The organism is Achromobacter sp. 1014246743 (assembly GCF_059760725.1).
In genome coordinates, this window is the sequence record NZ_JCBANA010000014.1 from 19,454 (window position 1) to 39,973 (window position 20,520).

Genomic DNA, 20,520 nt, shown 5'->3' on the forward strand with positions numbered 1-20,520 from the left:
CAAGGAGTCTTCATGTCTGTTCTCGTGCGAAATTGGAATCGCATACCCATGGTGTTGGTGATGGTCTGCTCGCTGGCGATCAGCGGATGCGCAAACACGGGAAGTTCTTTGCTGAACAACGGGGTCAAGCCGGACCCGCGGCTGACCCAGGGCAATGATGCGAAGTTCTTCAGCCAGTCCGGCCTGCAGGCTTGCCTGCTGGGTGCGGCGGCCGGGGCGGCGATCGGTCTGCTGGCGGGGGGCAAGAACAAGGCGCCGGCGGCCGTCATCGGCGCGGTCGCGACTTGCGGCGCGGCGATGGGGGCCAACTATTACCTGGATGCCCGTCGCAGCCAGTACAAGACGACCTACGAACAGCTCAAGGCCATGGGCGACGATATCAAGCTCGACACCCAGAAGGTGCAGGACCGCAGCAATTCCATCAATGCGGTGATGGCCGACGATAAGAAGAAGTTGGCTCAACTGCAGTCGGACATTGCTGCCAAGCAGGCCGACCAAGTTGTCGCGAAGAAAGAATTGGCCCAGATCGACGCCAACATCGGCGCCATCAAGAGCGACCTGACCAGCATGAAGAACCTGGCAAACCAGTACCGCGAAGCGGGTGCCAAGACCAACGGGGCGCCCAAGGATGTGCGGGAAATGCAGCAGCAGCTTGCCGTGCTGGAAAACCAGATCGCCCAGCTCAACAAAGAAGCCGATAGCTACTTTGCCTTGCGCAGCGCCATCGATCTCGGGGAGCAGAAGGCATGAGAAACGTGGCGATTGCGATGAAGCTGGCCGGCCCCGCCCTGACGCTGGCCGTGTTGTCCGGATGCGCCACCACGGCGGCCGACTGCGACCCCGCCAACAAGGACGCCGGATTCATCACCAAGATGAATTGCGACGTGGGCGGCGGCTATGGTCAGCGTATCGCCCAGGGCGAGAACGACGTGCGCGCGGCTCAGGCGGAAAATGCGCAAGCCAGGCAGGTCCTGGCCGATCTCGAAGCGCAGCGCGCGGCGATCGGCAAGTCCGTGGCGGAAAAGGCCAAGGCGCGCGACGCCTTGTCGGCATCGGTGAAGAAATTGTTGGACCAGGCCAAGGCCAAGTCGCAGCAAAGCGCCGAGCTCAAGCGGCAATTGGCGCAGTCCGAAAAGGCCTTGAAGACGCCGATCAACGTGAATGCGTCGGATGCCGCCCTGGAAGCGCAGATCAAGGCCAAGCAGGAAGAGGTCTACAAGCTGCAAAAGAGCTTGGCTCTCGTTCCGTAATACGCGACTTCGCCCGGCCACCATTCGAGATACGACGATGCAACGTTTTTTGCGAGACCCGAGGGGGAAACTGTCGGAGGCGTGGTTGTCCAGCGTCTACGGCGAGCGGATAGCGCTTATCCGCAAGCATTTTTCCCCGAGCGTTGCCGCGGTATACGCCATCCCGCAGTTAAGCGGCGATGGTGCACTTGAATGGTGGACGTCGCAGCAAGGCATGGTGACGCCCTACGCGGCGCTGAACGGCGATGCGCAACAAGCGCTCTTGCGCGCCTATGACGCGCACCTGGCCACCCTGGATGGCTTGATCGAGGCCTTGCGTGTGCGGGGCTTGACTGAGCAAGCCGAGCAGATCCAGAAACTGCGTACCCAGCCCGTATTGGACACGCTGTATAGCGTCGATGGACGCTTGCTGTTGCGTCTGCAGGACGATCCTGCCCCCCCGCCCGTACCGGTAGCGCTGCCCGAGCCTCCCGCCTCGCGCTGGAAGTGGTTCGCGTTGGGCGGTTTGCTGCTGGCGGCCATGTTGATCGCGCTGTGGTGGTGGTATCGCCATTCAACGGTGCCGGTTCCGCCGGTGGTCGTGCCCGAGCCCGCGCCGGTCGTTGCGCCGGCGCCCCAGCCGGAACCTGCGCCTGAACCCAAGCCGGAGCCCAAGCCCGAACCCAAGCCGGAGCCCAAGCCCGAACCCAAGCCCAAGCCCAAGCCCGCGAGAGATCCCGAGTGGCCAACCGAATTGGTCGTGGTGCTGGAGACGGCCGAACGCATGAAAAAGGCGCCGATGGCGGAGGGCGGGGCGTCGCGTCAGGCCTTGGCCCGTAGCGAGATCGAACGCATCGTCAAGGGGCTGCCGGACGATACCAAGACCCAGCTGATTACGTTTCCTGCCGGCCAATGCGACGTGCCCGAAGGGCATGGCGTGTTTCCGTCGGGGAAGCGTCCCCTGTTGCTGCAGACGGTGCAGGGCGCGCCGAACGAGGGCAAGGCGGCGCTGTCCGAGGGGCTGAAAATGGCGGCGGCTTCCGTGGATGGCATCAAGCGCGACGCCCTGGTGTTCATGTTCGTGGGCGGAACCGATGCGTGCGGGCAGGACCTGTGCGCCGTCGCGACACGCCTGGCCAAGGAAAAGCCAAGGTTGCGGATCAATGTCGTGGACTTGAGCGGCACGCAGTCGGTCGCGTCCTGCCTGTCCAGGCAAGCGCGGGTGGGCGCGTATGTCTGGGGCAACGTGAAGCCGGATGAGAAGAGCGTTGATCTATCCCGGGAAGCTGCCAAGATGCTGGCGCCTGCGGCAGCGTCTGGCAAGGGCCGGGTTGCGCCTTAACGCAGATTGCCGCCAAACGCCACGATCGCCACCACAAAGGTGGCGGCGCCCACCGCCGACCACCCATTCCAGCGTCTGGCCGCCACGGCGTCGCGCCGGCTCAAGGCCACCACCACCGTCACCAGCGTCCATAGGCCACTGAACGCCAGCAAGGCCAGCGTGTAGACAAAGCCGGACAAGTCGTAGCCGCCGCCGCCAATCGATGGGTAGCCGCTGCTTTTGGGCCACAGCAAATAGATCAGCGTGCCGGCGACGACGGCAAACAAGGCCAGTCCTGTCTGAAAGGTGCGGTCTTTGAGCATCGGTCGGATCCCTGGGTGCGCAAAAGTGCAGTCTGCCACCATTTCACGCCGGCCACCCGGCCTGCGGCGTCGCTTGCGGGCTGCCGGCATGTCCCCCGGCCGATGCACTGGTGCGTCGAAAATGCGTCTTCCGGCCATTCGCTCTAAAACTGGAACAGTTTGTTCCGGGAAAAAGTGCGCTTTGCGGGTGGTCGGCGTCTTCTGCGGCCAGTAGAATTTGTTCACTCGCAACCCCTCTATCTACTAGTCGAAAGGCATATCCTCATGAGCAACGCATATATCGACGCACTGAAGAAGCGCCGCACGCAGTATTCGCTGGGCCGCAACCTGACTGCCTCGAAAGAGGAACTGACGACCTTGATCCAGGACGCGATCAAGCACAGCCCGTCTTCGTTCAACTCGCAAAGCTCGCGCGCGGTGATCCTGTTTGGCGCCGAAAGCGAAAAGCTCTGGAACCTGGCCATTGAAGAAGTGCGCAAGGTGGCGCCGGCCGAAGGCTTCGACAAGACGGAAGCCAAGCTCAAGAGCTTTGCCGCCGGCGTGGGCACCGTGCTGTTCTTCGAAGACCAGGACGTCGTGCGCGGCCTGCAAGAGAAGTTTGCGCTGTACGCCGACAATTTCCCGGTGTGGTCGGAACAAGCGGGCGGAATGGCCCAGCTGTCGGCCTGGACCGCGCTGGCCAACGCCGGCGTCGGCGCCAGCCTGCAGCACTACAACCCGCTGATCGACGCCGCCGTTGCGCGTGAGTGGAATGTGCCGGCCTACTGGAAGCTGCGCGCGCAGATGCCGTTCGGTTCGAACGAGAACGGCTTCGGCGAAAAGGCCTTCATGGACGACGCCGAGCGCTTCCGCGTATTTGGCTGATCCCGCTGCTTGCCGGGCGCTGGCCGCCCGGCAACGACGCTGAAACCCGCATGGCCCTGCCTGGGCTATGCGGGTTTTTATTTGTCAGGCCTGGAGCCGCGAAATCGTCTGTCCGGGGGGGCGGTAGCCAGGCGTCAAGAAGGCATAATCCTTCTTTTTTCCCGCGCCAAGAAAGGTTCTTCCGTATGACCGACGCCGTACCCATCAGCCAAGCCGACTACGACCTGCCGCTGGAGACGCTGGAATCCCATTTATTGGCCCAGCGCCAGCGCGCCGTGGACGTCATCAAGGACGCCACGCGCACCTGGACCTGGGTGCGCCACGGGTCGTTCCTGGCCTCCATCGTGATCGTCGCCATCGAAAAGCTGACGACCGGCAAGGTCGGCGCCCACACCGCGGTGTTCGCCAGCGTGATGCTGCTGATGGCGCTGAGCTTCATCGCAGCGGCCAAGACGCGCCGCATCATCAAGGGCATGGGCAATGGGCAGCCTACGCCCAAGTGGGTGCTCAAGCGCATGATCCGCAAGACGATCTTCAAGGGCGCCGATAAGCTGCGGGGAACGGCGCGGTTCTATGCCGACCGCTTCGTGCTGGAACAGAATGGCAGCCGCTTCGAATCCGATTATGAAAACGACAAGATCGAACTGATCGCGCTGACGCCGGATTATCTGCAGATTATCCCCGTGCAGCGCCAGGATGTGGCCGACGAGGTGTATTTCATTCCGCTGGCCTCGGTGGACAAACCCGAGGAATTGCTGCAGTTCCTGGGGGGTAAGCCCAATTATGTGGATGCGGCGTGACGGCAGGCCTGCATGAACCGGCATGCTTCAAGTGTCGCCCGCCAGTGAAGGCGTCTGAGATATGGATGTCTTGACCGATCCTGGCGATCGTAGCCTTGCTGGGTGCGATGGTTTAGGGTAAATTTTGACCAGCCCTTCGTTCAGCGAACGCCCAAGTTCCACTTGGGACCTTCATGTAGCTGACGCGGGGCTTTTCATTTTCTTTTCGCGTACTCCGGCCTGATTTCAAGATTGGTGGGCTTGAAGAGCCAGTGTCGGTAGGAGTGGGTCCAACGCATTCTCGCGTCTCCTCCTGTACTGATCCCGATGTTGAAGTTGGGGTGTATCTGCCGAATGCTCGCACTGATGTGCTTATAGACGCGTTCTTTCGCCAAGGTGCGTTTCCCCCGTAGGCGTGCCCCGGGGAGAATTTCTCTGTGCTTTTCATTCAGGCGAAATTGCATTGATCCCAGAATGACATCAAGGCATTGAAGGATGACGTGCTGCTTGGAGTCAACTTCGGCGATCTGGTCTTCTGCAATCGTGATGCCAGCGGCACACCACGAGCGGCTGCGGCTCAAACCAGAGACATAATTCTTGAATGCCAAGCACTTGTCGTCGGTATCGGGCAGCTTGTCGAAATAGATGCGTAGACGGGCGGGTGCCTGGCCTTCGGTGCAATGCTGCAGGCCGAAAGCATGTTTGACGAATTGGTAGTACAGAAGAAAGAAGCTGTTGTCTCGTTGACCTGTTGAGAGACCCGCGGCACCAAAGTAGTTTTGCGTGAACATGATGCGAATTTTCAGCTTTCCGGCTGCGACCAAAGAAAAAGTCGCGGTCATCAATTCAGCGTACTTACCCGCGTAGGCCTCAGAAATCTTCTGCCATTTGACTTCGGCGCCCAGGTTGAGCGTGCTTTTTGCACTGAGCAGCGCATCAGTGACCTCGTTGAGGTGAACAGATTCGACGAGTGCGCCACCATAAAAATTGGCAAAGTGCTTTCCCGAAATATCGGATTCGTCACAATACAGAATCAGCTCGCGAGACATGTGGGGCGTGGATCGATAGATGGCTTGGCAAGGTGTACCAAGAGCCCACCTACGCAATTGTCCATGAGCCTGCCGAGAGTGTCTCACGCTGATTGTCTGTTTGACCCAGGCGTTCGTCCGAGATCTGCTCCGCTTGGTTCAATGCAGCGGTACTCGGCTATCGCAAATCGACGCTACTTCAAGGACACGGTCCCGCCAATCACTCGTACGCCTGCTTCGCCGCCGACCACTTGAACGTCCGCTTCCATTTGCCGCCTTGCTGGCGCAGCTGGATGTCGAAGTAGCCGTCGGTCTTGCCGGGCAGCATCACCAGTGAATTGCTGGCGTCGGAAACGTCGTGTTCGCGGGTGCCGTCGGGGTTCCAGTCGCCTGCGATGGACTTGCTGAACGACATGGGTTGGGCGAAGACGGCACGCAGGGTCGTGCCGTCGATGCGGAACAGGTACAGGGCTTCGAAGTCGGCGCCGCCGCCGGAATAGCCTTCGTTCCAGCCGGCGCGCAGGCCGAAGGCCACGGTGTCGGGGGCGATCTTGTAGGGCGCCAGGTCAAAGCGTTTCCAGCTTTGGGGCGGCGCCAGTCGCGGGGTGCCGGCGTCGGCCATATCCAGATCCATGGGCAGGTCGATGTCGGTGTCGCGCCAGTCGGTCTGCGTGGTGACGGGGCCCTCGGTGCGCGCGATCAGTTTGGGCGCGCTGCCCGCGACCGACTCGAACACGCCGAGCCAGACCTCGTTCTTGTCTTCATCGCGAGAAAGATTGTCGCAGCCGCCGCCGCCGAATTTCTTGAGTCGGTCGGCGCGCTCGGCCGTGGCGGCCAGGCAGACCAGGGCGACGAACGAGCCGGAGCGTTGCGGCCAGGCCTTGGCGCCAGCCACCAGCAGCCGCTTGGGATTCTGGCCGGGGGCCAGTTGCTGCAGCAGGAACGCTTCGGTGAACCCCGCCGGCAGTTGGGCGCCCAGGCCGTCGGGCTGGGGCGCGCCGCTCATCTGGGCGTCGTACAGTTTGCGTGCGTCCTGGGTCTTGATGGCGCCGGCCACCTGGTCCAGGGATTGCACCCGGGTGTCCGCCAGCGTCGCGGGCGCATGCAGGGCGTAGATCAGCGGGCAGAGCAGCAAGGCGGAACGCAGGCGCATCGGTGAAACCAGACGGTTGTTGAGTTGCCTGATTATCGCTGAACGGCGGCCGCAGGCCAGCGGTAAATGTGCTCAGCAAATTGTCAGGAAAGCCGCGCCGACCCGGCTGATTTCCGCTTCGCGTGCACGCATTGTCAGTCCGTCTTCCAGCCCCACTTCTTGAAGATGGCGCGGCCATCGGCCGATGCCAGGAAGTCCACGAAGGCCTGTGCCTGCGGGTTGGCCTTGCCGTGGTGCGTGACGACGGCGCCGGCATCGCGGTAGATGCGGTAGGGCTCTTCCACGGGTACCACGTCGGCCAGCGCGGGGTTCGAGACTTGCCAGATGTTCCAGATCAGCCAGGCATCGATGCCTGGGTCGTCGGTCCATTGGCTGCGAGCCTGGGCGCTGTTGCCGGCTTCGGGCAAGACGAGGTTGGCGCGGAAGGCGCGCACGGTATCGATGTCGCCCAGGCGGCCGGCCACGTCTTCCCACAGACCGGTCTGGCCAGCACCCGAGACGGCCATGACCTTGATGCCGGGCTTGAGCAGGTCTTTGAAGCCCTGGATGCCTTTGGGGTTGCCCGGACGCACGAGGATGGCCGACGGCCGCAGGTACAGCGTGCGTGCGTCGCGCAGGTCGAACACGCCGGGCAGGGCGGTGGCGAAGCTGCTCATCATGTTCTCGGCGCCGCTGAACAGCACGTCGGCGTTCTGCCTGGCCTGTTCCGCCCAGGCCGGGGTGGGGCCAGCGGTGACATTGACCTGGATGCCGTGCTGTTTGCCGAAGGCCTGGGCGGCTTCTTGCATGGCGGGGGCGGGGCCGCCAGGACCGTAGACATTCAGGTCTTGCGCGGCCCAGGCAGGGTGGGCGGCCAGGGATGCCAGCGCCATGACGGCGCTGGCCAGCAGCTTGTTCGACTTCATATCGGGAAGGCTCCGGCGATGCTGGCCTGCGCCCGGACTGCGCGCGGCCGGCGGGTGGGGGAATGGACAGGGCGCCGGTGCGGCGCGGGGTCCTTCACCGGTATGGACGTTGCGGCACGCCCGAATATTCCATGCGTGATGCGTGCCGCTTTCGCAGATTGATTCCAAGTGCGACATGATCTCTTGCAAAAGCCTGGGTTCTGCCCCTAAAAAAATCGGACTCAAGCCCGGCCATCCTGGCATTTCGGTCTATATTTCCGGGGCAGAATCAAACCAAGAGATAGCGATGGATAAGCGACAAGACCTGGAACCCCCGACCGTCCAGGAGGGCGCGGCGCATGCCGTGTCGCCGCCCGGTCCGGAGCCGCTTGCCCGCGACGCGATCGTCGTCGATATCGAGGCCGATCCGACCCTGGGCTACGCCTCGATCCAGAACGCCGTGCCGATCGTGCGGTCCTTGCGTTTGACCAACCGTTCGCAGGACACCTTCGAGAATATCGAGGTGCATGTCCGCTGCAATCCGGCCTTTGCGCAGCCCGTGCGGCTGCGCTTTGACGTGCTGGTGCCCGGCGAAATCCGTCGTATCTCGCCGCTCGACCTGACGCCGGACCATGCCTACCTGGCGGATCTGCAGGAATCGCAGCGCGCCAGCATCGACGTGGTGGTGCAGGCAGGCGGGCAAGCGGCCGGTGTTCAGGAGTTGGGCCGTGCCTCGCAGCCCGTTGCCGTGCTGGCGTATGACCAATGGGCCGGCATGCGCGCCTTGCCGGAATTGCTGGCCGCCTTTTCGATGCCGAACAATCCGGCCGTGGATGTGCTGATCGGCAAGGCCGCCCGGCTGCTGCGCAGCCAGCATGCCGAGCTGACCCTGAACGGCTATCAGTCCAAGAGCCGTGACGTCGTCTGGAAGCAGGTGTCGGCCATCTACAGCACGCTGGCCGCCGAAAGCCTGCATTACGCCGAGCCGCCGGCGTCGTTCGGCGTGGACGGCCAGAAGATCCGTACGCCAGACCGCATTCTGGAAGCCCGGGTCGCCACGTGCCTGGACCTGGCCATGCTGTTCTCGTCATGCCTGGAACAGGCAGGCCTGCGTCCGGTGATCCTGATGAAGGAAGGGCACGCCTGGGTCGGTGTCTGGCTGCACCCGGCGTGCTTTGCAGACCCCTTGACCGACGATGTGCAGGCGGTGCGCAAGCGCGTGGACAGCGGTGAATTCCTGGTCTTCGAGACCACCGGCATCGCCCAGCATCCGAATTTTCGGCCGTCGCTGCGGCGGGCGCTGGAGCAGGGCGCGGCGCACCTGCGCGAAGAGGACACCTTTCGCTACGCCATCGATGTGCATCGCGCGCGCGAACTGCAGATCAAGCCGCTGCCGTCGCGGGTCGTCGGGGCGGTGCCGGGCGAGGCCGAGGCCGCCGAACCGCCCGCCGCCATCGAGCCCACGCCCGAGCTGCCGCCGCTGGACCCCGAATTCGTCATCAATCTCGAGCCTGCCGACGACACCCCCGAGGGCCGCCTGGCCAAGTGGAAATCGCGCCTGCTGGACCTGACGCTGCGCAACCGGCTGCTGAATTTCAAGAACACCAAGTCCACGCTGCCGCTGGTGGCGCCCGACCTGGCACGCCTGGAAGACGCCATTGCCGATGGCAGCGAGTTTCGCATCCGGCCATTGCCGACGGCGCTGATGGAAGGCAGCGACCCGCGCGTGGCGCAGGTGCACGTGGATCGCGGCAGCCGTGCGCCGCTGGACGACATCGCGCTGGAAGCGTTGGGCAACCAGGAATTGATCGCGCGGGTGCCGCAAGAGGCGCTGGATGCCAATCTGCTGACGATCTTCGGCGCGGCGCGCACGGGCCTGGAAGAGGGCGGCGCCAACACACTGTACCTGGCGATGGGCATGCTGCGCTGGACCGAGGGGCCGGGCGCGGAAAGCGCGCACCTGGCGCCGCTGATCCTGGTGCCGGTGTCGCTGCAGCGTCAATCCGTGCGCAGCGGTTTCCGGCTGGTTCGTCACGACGACGAGACCATCATCAACCCCACGTTGCTGCAGATGCTGCGCAACAACTACGAACTGCGCATTCCCGGCCTGGATGCGTTGCCGGCCGATGACAAGGGCGTGGATGTGGCCCGCGTGTTGCAGGCGTTTCGCCTGGCGGTGCGCGAGATTGCCGGCTGGGAAGTGCTGGAACAGGTGCACCTGGGCATCTTCTCGTTCACCAAGTACCTGATGTGGAAGGATTTGCAGGACCGCAGCGCACAGCTCAAGGCCAACCGCGTGGTGCAGCATCTGATCGACCATCCCGGCCAGGCCTTTGCACAGACGCCCTGGGATCCGCGCTTCGACCGGTTGGACGAAAGCTATCGTCCGCAGGACCTGATGACGCCGCTACTGTCGGATTCGTCGCAGCTGAAGGCGATCTGCGCGGTCGATGCCGGCCGCGACCTGGTGCTGGAAGGCCCACCGGGCACCGGCAAGAGCCAGACCATCACCAACCTGATCGCGCACCTGCTCGCCAGCGGCAAGACCGTGCTGTTCGTCTCGGAAAAGATGGCGGCGCTGGAAGTGGTGCACCGCCGCCTGTCCAGCATCGGCCTGGGGCCGTTCTGTCTGGAACTGCATTCGTCCAAGGCGCGTAAATCCGAAGTGTTGCAGCAGTTGGGCAAGGCGCTGGAACTGGGCGGCCAACGCACCAGCGAAGACTGGGAGCGCGAGGCCGAACGGCTGGCGGTGCTGCGCCAGGACCTCAATGGCCTGGTGGACGCGTTGCATTTCCGGCATCCCAATGGCTTGACGGTGTATGACGCCATCGGCACCAGCATCCAGCATGCCGGGCAGGAGCCGTCGCCCATGTACTGGCCTGGCGCCCAGGCCCATGGCTACGACGACCTGGCGCAACTGCGCGAGGCCGCGCGGCGCATGGCGACCTTGTCCGGCGAACTGGGCGCGTTGCATGGCCACCCGCTGGCCCACATCGGCATGGCCGACTGGAGCCCCAGCTGGCAGGATGCGCTGCTGGCCTCGGCCCAGGCGCTGGACCAGGCGGTGGACGCGTTCAAGTCCTGCATCGGCGCCGCGGGCGATGGCCTGGGCCTGCCGGCCGCGGGCCTGAGCCTGGACGCGTATGCGCGGTTGGATGCGTTGATCGACGTGCTGTTGGCCGCGCCACAGGTGCCGGCGGGCCTGGCCGCCCAGGCGCACGACCCGGCCGCCCGACAGCGGGTGCAGGCCCTGGCTCGCCATGGGCTGGCGCGTAACGCGCAGTGGGCGCAGGTGGGCGCGCAATGGAATGCGTCGTTGGCGGACCTGGATGCGAAGGGGTTGAAGGCGCAATGGCAGGCCGCCTGCGCCACCTGGTGGCCCAAGTCGGCATTTGCCAAGCGCGGTATCCGCAAGCGCCTGGCGTTGCTGCGCGTCGACGGCCAGCGTCCGGACGACGGCGCCATCAACGCCGTGCTGGACCCACTGGCGCAGGTCAATGCCGGAGACCAGGCGCTGGCGGCCTTGCAGGCCGACGCACAGCGCCTGCTGCAGGACGACTACGCTGGCCTGGCCACGGACTGGGAACAGGTCCGGCGGCATGAACAATGGGCTGAACGTTTCGCCGAGGCGGTCACGCTCATGGCGGGCGACCCGTCTGCGGCAACCGACCTGCGAACGCGGCTGCAGCCGTTGGTGGGCGAGAATCGCGCCTTTTTGCAGCCCGGCGCCGCATTGGGCAGGCGCTTGCTGGACGCGCGCAATGCCTGGCGCGTCCTGCAGGACGCGTTGGCCGCGGTGCAGTCGCAAGCTCAACCCGTCGAGCCGCTGCAAGGCCATGGCGACGACAACGGCGCGCTCGAGCGCATTCAGGCCGTGCTGGCCGGTTGGCGCCACAACAAGCAATACCTGATGCCCTGGTGCGTGTGGCGCCAGGCCCGCGGACAGGCCATCGCGCTGCAATTGCAGGGCCTGGTGGCGTCGCTGGAGCTAGGCCGCGTGCCCTTGGCGCAGGTCGAGTCCCATTTCGAGTTCAGCTATCGCAACTGGTGGGTCAAGAAGACCATTGACGGCTCGCCGGTGCTGCGGTCGTTCTCCAGCGCCGATCACGAGCGCAAGATCCGGGAATTCCGCCAGGCCGACGACCGCTTCCAGCAACTGACGTCGGCCTATATCGGCGCGCGGCTGGCGGGCAAGGTGCCTGCGGGCAATGGCATCCTGGTCAGCCCCGACAGCGAACTGGGCCTGCTGCGCCGCGAGCTGCAGAAAAAGACCCGCCACGTGCCGGTGCGCCAATTGATGCAGCGCCTGCCGTCGCTGCTGCCCAAGCTGAAACCCTGCCTGCTGATGTCGCCGCTGTCGGTGGCGCAGTACCTGGACGCCGGCCATTCGCAGTTCGACGTGGTGGTGTTCGACGAGGCCTCGCAGATTCCCGTCTGGGATTCGGTCGGCGCCATTGCCCGCGGCCAGCAATTGGTGGTGGTGGGCGATACCAGGCAGTTGCCGCCCACCAGCTTCTTCAGCAAGTCCACCAACGAGGAAGACGGCGCCGTCGACGACGGCCAGGTGGAAGACCTGGAAAGCATCCTGGACGAATGCCTGGGCGCCGACATGAACCGCCTGCGGCTGCAGTGGCACTATCGCAGCAAGCACGAAAGCCTGATCACCTTCAGCAACGTCACCTACTACGACTCGCAGCTGATCACCTTTCCGTCGCCCGTCACCGATGACGTGGCCGTGCGGCTGGAACGCGTGTCCGGGGTCTACGACCGCGGCGGCAGCCGCACCAACCGGGCCGAGGCCGAAGCCATTGTCCGGGGCATCGAACAGCATTACCTGGACAAGGCGCGCCGCCGCCAGACGCTGGGTGTGGTCACCTTCAACCAGCCGCAGCAATCATTGATCGAAACGTTGCTGGATGCCCGCCGCCGCGCCAACGCGGAATTGGACAAGGCCATTTCGGCGCAGTCGCGCGAACCGCTCTTCATCAAGAACCTGGAGAACGTGCAGGGCGACGAGCGTGACGTGATCTATTTCTCGATCACGTACGGCCCCGATGCGGCCGGCAAGATGACCATGAATTTCGGCCCGCTCAACGGCGAAGGCGGCCACCGCCGCCTGAACGTCGCCATTTCGCGGGCCCGCGAAGGCGTGGTGATCTACAGCACGCTGTTGCCCGAGCAGATCGACCTGTCGCGGGTGCGTGCGGCCGGCGTGCGCGATTTGAAGCACTACCTGGAATTCGCGTTGAAGGGCCCGCGCGCGCTGGTCGAGCAATCGCTGCCCACGGGCCGCGAGCCCGACAGTCCGTTCGAGACCCAGGTCATCAAGGTGCTGCGCGAACGCGGCTGGGTGGTGCATCCGCAGGTGGGCTGCTCCGGCTACCGCATCGACATGGGCGTGGTCGATCCGCGCGCCCCGGGCCGTTACCTGCTGGGCATCGAATGCGATGGCCGCGCCTATCATTCCGGCGCCACCGCGCGCGACCGCGACCGCCTGCGGCAGGTGGTGCTGGAAGGGTTGGGGTGGCGCCTGCACCGGGTCTGGTCCACGGACTGGTGGATCAATCCCGAGCGCGAAGTGGAAAAACTGCTGGCGCGCCTGGAGGCGGAACTGGAGCGGGACGTGGATCAAGCCGCCGCCGACGACGCGCCGCCCGACGACGACGCGTCTGTCGAGGGTGCGGAATTCGTGATCACGACGGAAGAAGGCGCGGCGCAATGGTCGGGGGCGTCAACGTCGACGTCGCTGTCCGGCGCGTCGACCGGCGCGGCGCCGTTGATCGACCGGGTGGGCGATATCGCGCCTTACCAGGTGGCCGATGTGCCGCCGGGGGAAGCGGACGCGTTCTACACGCGGGCCAACAACGCGCGGTTGACCGACGCGCTGCGCCAGGTCATCGACACCGAGGGCCCGATCCCGGAAGCCGTGCTGCACCGCCGGGTGGCTCGCGCCTGGGGCCTGGAACGCACGGGTGTGCGCATCGTGGAACGCCTGCGTAGCCTGACGCCCGCCGATGTGGCCGAAACCCGCGAGGGCGATGTGACCTACTACTGGCCCACCGGCGTGCAACCCGATGCCTGGACCGGTTTTCGCGGCGCGGGTGACGACGAGGCCTCGCGTCGCCGGATCGATGACGTGTGCCTGCAGGAATTGGCCAACGGCGTGCTGCAGGTGATGACCATGACCGGCAATGCGCCCAAGGCGGATGTGATCAGGTCCGTGTGCCGGCTGCTGGGCTTGTCCCGGACCTTGATGGACGCGGAAATCCGGATCGGCCAGGCGGTGTCGATGCTGGCCGCGCAAGGGCGCATCGGCGATGCGGCGGGGATACTGCGGGGGGGTTGAGGCTGCAATCCTTTGCGCAATCGGGCGGATCGTTGCGACGCATTCGTACGAAATCCCGATGTGTGCGTGTCAGACTGTAATTGCGAATCCCGGGCGGCCAGGCGGCCGGCAGCCCCGGTCCGGTCGGGGATTTCTGCAGGGCAGAGGGGCCATTCGCCAGCCCGTTTCGGTCAGCGCGCATTCAGTTTTGCGGCAAGGTTTTGATACTCGCCAAGGCGGGCCGCGGCCATTTCGTCCATACTGCGGACGTAGAATCCCGCTTTTCTTCAGTGCCATCCGGCTGAAAGGAACGACCCATGAAAAAAATAATCCTCCTGGCGTCTGCTTGCGCCGCGCTGCTTCAGGCTTGCGCACCGGTTTCCAACCCTGGCCAAGGATCGTCCGCCATGCCCACCACCGCCGCCACCTCGTCCGCGACCTCGTTGAGCTTGCCGGCCTATCACTGGCGCCTGGCCGCAGCCACCGACGCGTCGGGCAAGCCCATTGTCGCGCTGCAAAAGGGCATCGAACAGCCGCTGCGCCTGTCGTTCTCGGCCGATGCCATGAACATCCGCGGGGGCTGCAACGGCCAGTTCGGCGGCTACACCTATAAAGACGGCGTGCTGCACGTGGCCAACCTGGCATCCACCATGAAGGCGTGCGAGCAAAGCCTGATGCAGCTGGACGCCGAAATCGGCCGTCGCTTGAAGGGCGACCTGCGCGCCACGCTGGCCGGCGATGCATCGGAACCCAGCCTGACGCTGGTGGCCCAGGACGGCAGCGTGCTCAAGTTCGTGGGCGAGCCCACCCCGGAAACCCTGTACGGCAGCGCCGGCGAAACCCTCTTCCTGGAAGTGGCCGCCAAGCGTGCGCAGTGCAACCACCCGATGATTCCCAACTACCAGTGCCTGATGGTGCGCGAACGTCGCTACAACGATGCGGGCGTGCAATTGCCGCCGCAGGAAGAATGGCATCCGCTGTACCAGTCGGTCGAAGGCTATGACCATCGCGACGGCGTGCGCACCGTGCTGCGCGTCAAGCGCTACGACTGGAAGAACCCGCCCGCCGATGCGCCTTCCAAGGTGTATGTGCTGGACATGGTGGTCGAGCAGGACGCGTCGGGCGGGAAGAAGTGAAGCGGGGCCGGCCGCGTGGCGTGCGCACGCGGGTCGACAGGCTGCCAGTAGCGGGCATCCTGGGCAGGCGCCGCGGCCTCGAAAACGCCCAATACCCATAGTGCGGTCAGGTACGTCGAGGCGCTTGCCCCCCCGGGCGCCGCGTCCGATTCGTCGCAGTGTCGCTTCGGAGATGTTCATACGTGCGCATAGATCGGCGGCCTTGATGTGTTGGCCGACCTGTTGAGCACGTATGGCGCGGCCCCACATCGTCAGACGGCTCGCGATAATGCTGGGAATGGCGTCGGAGGCGCGTAGCTTTGTGGGCAGATGCGCCCTCAAAAAGTAGGTTTCTTGAGATAAATCGGCTATTTACGATGGTCAATGCAATGATCAGAGTGCCGAGGAATGAGATTGTCCATCACCATCAATAATGATTACAATTCCCATTCCCAAAAATCTTGAAGCGTTCACGCTACGGCCATGTCGTCCACGGAATCCCTGGAGCACCGCGAGCTTGGCAGGCTCTATCGCGATCATCATGGCTGGCTGCGCGGGTGGCTGCTGCGGCGCCTGAGCGTCCCCGCGGAAGCCGCCGACCTGGCGCAGGACACGTTCATGCGGCTGCTGGCTTCGCCCGCGTCCATGGCGCAGCTGCAAGGCATCCGCCAGCCGCGCAGTTTCCTGGCCACGGTGGCCCAGCGCACCTTGGTCGACCATATCCGCCGCCAGGTGCTGGAACGCGCCTGGCTGGAAACGCTGGCGCAGCAGCCCGAAGCCAGCGCCATTTCTCCCGAGACGCAGGCCATCCTGCTGGAAACCATCCGCGAGATCGACGCCATGCTGCATGGCCTGGGCGACAAGGTGCGAAGGGCCTTCCTGATGTCTCAGCTGGAAGGCGCCAGCTACGCCGAGATCGCGTCCACCCTGGGCGTCACGGTCAGTTCCGTCAAGAAATACATGGCGCGCGCCACCGAGCATTGCCTCGTGTACGCGTTGGCCCGGCAGTAGGCGGCCATGGCGGACAAGACAATCACGACCGCAGCGCAATGGTATGCGCGGTTATGTGCGGACGACGTCACCCCCGCTGACGTGGCCGCGCATGGCCGCTGGTTGGCGGCCGACCCCGAGCACGCGCGCATCTGGCGCCAGGTCGAACGCCTGCGTGGCACGCTCGGGGCCGCGCCCGCACGGTTGGCGGCTGACACGCTGAGCCGCGTCGACCACCACTTTGCCCGGCGCCGCGCCGTGCTGCGCAACAGCCTGGGTGCAGTCGCCTTGTTCGGCGCCGGCGGCCTGCTGGCCTGGCGCGCCTTGCCCGTGGAAGGGATGCTGGCCGATTACCGCACAGGCACGGGCGAACGCCGCGAACTGCGTCTGGCAGACGGCACCTTGCTGTGGCTGGACAGCGCCAGCGCGGTGGACGTCAAGGTCGACGGCAGTCGCCGCCAGATCGTCGTCCACGCAGGCGAGATCCTGATCGACACTGAACATGCCGCGCAGGGCCTGCCGCCCCTGCGCGTCACCACGGTGCATGGCGCCGTGCGCCCGTTGGGTACCCGCTTCCTCGTCAAGCGGCAGGAGGCCCGGACGCAGGTCGTCGTGCTGCGCCACGCCGTGGCACTGCAATCGGCTGGGGGCGGGGATGAGGTGGTGCTGCAGGCCGGCGAGCGTGGCGCGCTGGACGGCAAGGGCGCCCATCACGCGGGCGCCGTCATCGGCGAGCCTGACGCCTGGACGCGCGGCGTGCTGGTCGTGGATAACTGGCGGCTGAGCGATTTCATCCAGGAGCTGGACCGCTATCGCCCGGGCAGCCTGCGGTGCGATGACGCCGTGGCGTCGCTGCGCGTATCGGGCGCTTTTCCCATCGACGACACCGACGGGGCGCTGGCCGCCGTGGAACGGGCGCTGCCCGTGCGGATCTCGCGTTTCACCCGATACTACGTCCGTGTCTTGCCGCGCAGCTGATTTATTTTCCGGGGGCATTGTCCTTTTTTCGTGCTCGTCCGACTTAGCAGGGATCACGTCGGATTCAAGTCACGGAAAACCTTTGTTCATGCCCTCTACCACTGCTTCCTATCGCCGCTTCTTTGCTTTCACGCCGCTGGCGGGGGCGGTCCTTGTTGCCCTCGTGGCGGTCAGCGCCGCACCTTCGGCGCAGGCGCAAGCCACGCCCGGCATCGAGGTCGCCCGCCACTATGACATCCCGCCCGGGCCGCTGGGCCTGGCCCTGAGCCGCTTCGCCGCCCAGGCGGGGGTGGTGTTGTCATTCGACGCGCAACTGACCCAGGGCAAGCAAAGCGCGGGTCTGCAAGGCGGTTACAGCGTCGCCTCGGGCCTGGCCGCGATGCTGGCCGGCACCGGCCTGGAGGCAATCAGCCAAGGCGCCAACAGCTACGGCCTGCGCGTTGCCGGCACGCAGACGCTGGCGCCGGTGCAAGTCCTGGGCTCGCGCGAGCCCACCCCCAGCGAAGGCACCGACTCGTACACCGTCGGCGTGTCCAACACCGCCACCCGGTTGCCGATGACCTTGCGTGAAACGCCGCAGTCCGTGTCGGTCATGACACGTCAACGCTTGACGGATCAGGGCCTGAACACCCTGGAAGACGCCATTGTCAACACGCCCGGGCTGACCTTCAAGAAGAAAGGCTCCGCCGACGACAACGAAAAGGGCCTGTATGCGCGTGGCATGGAAATCACCAACATGCAGGTGGATGGCGTGCCGACGCACAAGGATTTCAATGCCTTGGGGCTGGACACGGCGCTGTATGACCGCATCGAGGTCGTGCGCGGTTCAACGGGCTTGCTGAGCGGCGCGGGCAATCCCGCGGCGACCATCAACCTGGTGCGTAAACGGCCCACGCGGGAATTCGAGGCCGGCGCGGGTGTCGCGGTGGGCTCGTGGGATTACAAGCGCACCGAATTCGACCTGGGCAGCCCGCTGGATGAGGCCGGAAAACTGCGCGGGCGGCTGGTGGGCGCCTGGCAGGAAGGCGGCTCGTTCATCGACCGTGTCAAGCAGGATTCGCAACTGCTCTACGGCGTGGTCGAAGCCGACCTGGCCGAGTACACGCTGCTGACGCTGGGCGCGGAGTACCAGCGCAAGAAGTGCACGGCGTGCTCATACTTCGGCTTTCCGGCGGTATACGCGGACGGCTCGAAGACCGACTTTGCGCAGCGGTTCAATTCAGCGACCAACTGGAGCCGCCAGGAACGCACGCGCTACAACGTCTTCGCCACGTTGGACCATGAGTTTTCACCGCTGTGGAAAGGGTCGGTCACCCTGTCACGCACCGGCGACGACAATGATCGCACTTATGGCTGGTTCAGCAGCAACGGCTGGGCGAACCCGCAGACGGGGCAGGGCGCATCGGTCTGGGTCGCCAAATGGCCCATCCCCAAAACCCAGAATGCCGTCGACGCCAGCCTGTCCGGCGCCTTCAACGCCCTGGGCCGCCAGCATGACCTGGTCGTGGGTTTCAACGCATCCCGCACCCGGGGGGACTACGACAGCTATCCGCTCTGGCAGGCGCCGGGCTATGACCCCAGGATCCCGGACATCCGGGCATGGAGCGGCGACATGCCCGAGCCGGATTGGCAATCGACCGGCAAGCGCTACTACACCGAGAAGCAATCGTCGATCTACGGCGCCATGCGTTTGCGTCCGACCGACGCCTTGTCGCTGGTGCTGGGATCGCGCGTGACCTGGTGGGACCAGCGGGCTTCCTACACCTACACCGACGGTTCTTCCTACCCGGACAACATGCGCGAGCAGGGCGTTTACACGCCGTATGCCGGGGTCGTGTACGACCTGACCCGAGACCTGTCCGCCTACGCCAGCTACACCAGCATCTTTTTGCCGCAGCAGGCGCAGACGGTGTCGGGCAGTGTGCTGGCGCCCATCAAAGGCGACACCTATGAGGTGGGTCTGAAGACGGCGCTGATGGACGGCCGCCTGAACGGATCGCTGGCCCTGTTCCGGACGCGGCAGGACAACTACGCCATGCTGGACGGCGACCGCCTGGCGCCCAATGGCGACAGCGCGTTCGTCGCCGCCAATGGCGCCGTGATGCGTGGCGTCGAGGCTGAAATCAGCGGTGAGCTGACTCCGGGTTGGCAAATGCAGCTGTCGTACGCCTATGTCGACCGCCGGTTGCCCCAGGGCTTCATCACGCAGGTCGGATTGCCGCGTCACATCGCCAAGCTCTACACCACCTACCGCCTGCCCGGCGACTGGAGCGCCCTGACGGTGGGCGGCGGTGTGCGCTGGGAAAGCCAGAGCGGCTATTCCATGCGCGGGCCCGGCGGCAGCCAGGCCGAGTCGTCGCAAGGCGCCTATGCACTGCTGGATCTGATGGCCCGGTATCAGTTCAACCGCCAATGGTCGGCGACGCTGAATCTGAACAATGTGCTGGACAAGAAGTACTACGCCAGCACCAACGTCTACAGCAATTACTACGGAGCGCCGTTCAGTGCGATGCTGGGGGTGAATTATCGGTATTGATGAGCGCGCCATCAACGTGCCAATCGCAAACTTTCCATGAAATACACCGCGTGGTCCGACGACTGCGCGGCTTCCCTCCAGACCATGCCCGTCACGCCGCGGCTGCGCATCGCCAACGGCAGCACTTTCAGCAGGTTCTGTTTGGAAAAGTGCAGGGCCAATCCCTGAGAAATCGGCATTACCAGGTCGGAATCGGCCAGTAACGCCAGGTTGACCAACACCGACGACGATTCCACCTGGTGCCAGGGCGCGGGCTGGTCGGCCAGCGCCAGTTCGTATTCCAGCCGCATCCGCATCGGCGTGGCGGGGCCAGGCGATATCCACGGATACCGCTGCACGTCCTGCCAGGTGACTTTGCGCTTGGCGGCAAGCGGATGGCTGGTGCCGACGACCAGGCAGATGGGTTCGTCGTACAGCTCTTCATAATGCAGGTTGCGCGGCAACGATTTCTGTTCAAGCCGTCCGACGACGATGTCGAATGTGCCTTCCTGCATCAGCGGCAATAAATAATCCAGTGTGTTTTCCGCGATGCGCAGCAATACCTTGGGATAGCGCTCACGAAAACGCTGAATGCCGGGCGGCAGCAGCACAGGGGCGATATTGGGGGTGACGCCCACCGCCAGCGTGCCGGTGGCGCCGCGTGCCAGCTGCGTCATGGCATCTTGCGCACGTCCAAGCTTGCCCAGGATTTCCCGCGCATGCGTGCGCAGTTCCAGCGCGTGAAGCGTCGGCTCGATGCCGCGTGCGTGCCGGTCAAACAGCGGCAGGCCAATATCCTGTTCCAGGTCTTTCAGCCACTTCGACAGCGCCGGCTGCGTGATATTGAGTTCGGCCGCTACCTGGCTCAGGTTCCGGGTTTCGCACAGGCGCACCAGGATAGCCAGATGGCGCAAGCGAATGCGGTGAGTCCAGTCCATGCGAGAGATTCCCTGGGTCGAGACATAAATACGCGGTTATGACTGAGGTGGATTAATTCATTATCCATTTATATCCCG

Annotated in this window: 15 protein-coding genes; 10 read left to right on the forward strand and 5 right to left on the reverse strand. The window is 64.7% G+C overall.

The genetic code is table 11. From position 1 onward, the window contains the following. Positions 1–12 precede the first annotated feature (12 nt). The 3 genes from AC6LJ2_RS08205 (at position 13) to AC6LJ2_RS08215 (ending at position 2,571) form a co-directional block, all read left to right on the forward strand. The gene (locus AC6LJ2_RS08205; RefSeq protein WP_498151155.1) at positions 13–750 is read left to right on the forward strand and encodes a hypothetical protein; all 738 of its coding nucleotides are present in this window, start codon (positions 13–15) and stop codon (positions 748–750) included. Continuing rightward, positions 747–1,250, forward strand: coding sequence for a hypothetical protein (locus tag AC6LJ2_RS08210; RefSeq protein ID WP_498151156.1), 504 nt, complete (start codon positions 747–749; stop codon positions 1,248–1,250). The genes AC6LJ2_RS08205 and AC6LJ2_RS08210 overlap by 4 nt, the downstream gene beginning before the upstream one ends. An 85-nt stretch (positions 1,251–1,335) precedes the next feature. After that, a complete protein-coding gene (locus tag AC6LJ2_RS08215) occupies positions 1,336–2,571 on the forward strand; it encodes a vWA domain-containing protein (RefSeq protein WP_498151157.1) in 1,236 nt (411 codons plus the stop codon). Here the strand turns inward: AC6LJ2_RS08215 and AC6LJ2_RS08220 are convergent. Continuing rightward, a complete protein-coding gene (locus AC6LJ2_RS08220; RefSeq protein ID WP_498151158.1) occupies positions 2,568–3,098 on the reverse strand; it encodes a hypothetical protein in 531 nt (176 codons plus the stop codon). The two genes, AC6LJ2_RS08215 and AC6LJ2_RS08220, sit on opposite strands and share 4 nt — an antisense overlap. A gap of 39 nt (positions 3,099–3,137) precedes the next feature. Between AC6LJ2_RS08220 and AC6LJ2_RS08225 the strand changes: the two genes are divergently transcribed. Further along, positions 3,138–3,737 carry a nitroreductase family protein gene (locus AC6LJ2_RS08225; RefSeq protein WP_175190910.1) on the forward strand — a complete coding sequence of 200 codons (600 nt, stop codon included), beginning with the start codon at positions 3,138–3,140 and terminating at the stop codon, positions 3,735–3,737. 185 nt (positions 3,738–3,922) lie between these two features. Further along, positions 3,923–4,537, forward strand: a complete 615-nt coding sequence (locus AC6LJ2_RS08230) for a hypothetical protein (RefSeq protein WP_175216863.1) — start codon at positions 3,923–3,925, stop codon at positions 4,535–4,537. Positions 4,538–4,731: 194 nt separating this feature from the next. Here the strand turns inward: AC6LJ2_RS08230 and AC6LJ2_RS08235 are convergent, their stop codons facing one another. The 3 genes from AC6LJ2_RS08235 to AC6LJ2_RS08245 form a co-directional block, all read right to left on the reverse strand. Continuing rightward, positions 4,732–5,565, reverse strand: coding sequence for a DUF3800 domain-containing protein (locus tag AC6LJ2_RS08235; protein ID WP_498151159.1), 834 nt, complete (start codon positions 5,563–5,565; stop codon positions 4,732–4,734). 199 nt (positions 5,566–5,764) lie between these two features. Continuing rightward, the gene (locus tag AC6LJ2_RS08240; RefSeq protein ID WP_498151160.1) at positions 5,765–6,697 is read right to left on the reverse strand and encodes a hypothetical protein; all 933 of its coding nucleotides are present in this window, start codon (positions 6,695–6,697) and stop codon (positions 5,765–5,767) included. 134 nt (positions 6,698–6,831) lie between these two features. Then, the gene (locus tag AC6LJ2_RS08245) at positions 6,832–7,602 is read right to left on the reverse strand and encodes an extracellular solute-binding protein (protein ID WP_498151161.1); all 771 of its coding nucleotides are present in this window, start codon (positions 7,600–7,602) and stop codon (positions 6,832–6,834) included. A gap of 286 nt (positions 7,603–7,888) precedes the next feature. On the opposite strand from AC6LJ2_RS08245, the gene proA reads away from it, so the two are divergent. From proA to AC6LJ2_RS08270, 5 genes are all read left to right on the forward strand, one after another. Then, positions 7,889–13,927, forward strand: a complete 6,039-nt coding sequence (gene proA / locus AC6LJ2_RS08250; protein ID WP_498151162.1) for an anti-phage protein ProA — start codon at positions 7,889–7,891, stop codon at positions 13,925–13,927. Between the two features lie 386 nt (positions 13,928–14,313). Beyond that, on the forward strand, positions 14,314–15,042 hold the full coding sequence (locus AC6LJ2_RS08255; protein WP_498151163.1) for a DUF4377 domain-containing protein: 729 nt from the start codon (positions 14,314–14,316) through the stop codon (positions 15,040–15,042). Between the two features lie 462 nt (positions 15,043–15,504). Continuing rightward, the gene (locus AC6LJ2_RS08260) at positions 15,505–16,032 is read left to right on the forward strand and encodes a sigma-70 family RNA polymerase sigma factor (protein ID WP_445658357.1); all 528 of its coding nucleotides are present in this window, start codon (positions 15,505–15,507) and stop codon (positions 16,030–16,032) included. 6 nt (positions 16,033–16,038) lie between these two features. Further along, entirely contained in the window at positions 16,039–16,989 is a 951-nt protein-coding gene (locus AC6LJ2_RS08265; protein WP_498151164.1) for a FecR domain-containing protein, read from the forward strand. 88 nt (positions 16,990–17,077) lie between these two features. Next, positions 17,078–19,525, forward strand: a complete 2,448-nt coding sequence (locus AC6LJ2_RS08270) for a TonB-dependent siderophore receptor (RefSeq protein WP_498151165.1) — start codon at positions 17,078–17,080, stop codon at positions 19,523–19,525. 11 nt (positions 19,526–19,536) lie between these two features. Here the strand turns inward: AC6LJ2_RS08270 and AC6LJ2_RS08275 are convergent, their stop codons facing one another. Continuing rightward, positions 19,537–20,442 carry a LysR family transcriptional regulator gene (locus AC6LJ2_RS08275; protein ID WP_498151166.1) on the reverse strand — a complete coding sequence of 302 codons (906 nt, stop codon included), beginning with the start codon at positions 20,440–20,442 and terminating at the stop codon, positions 19,537–19,539. Positions 20,443–20,520 lie beyond the last annotated feature (78 nt).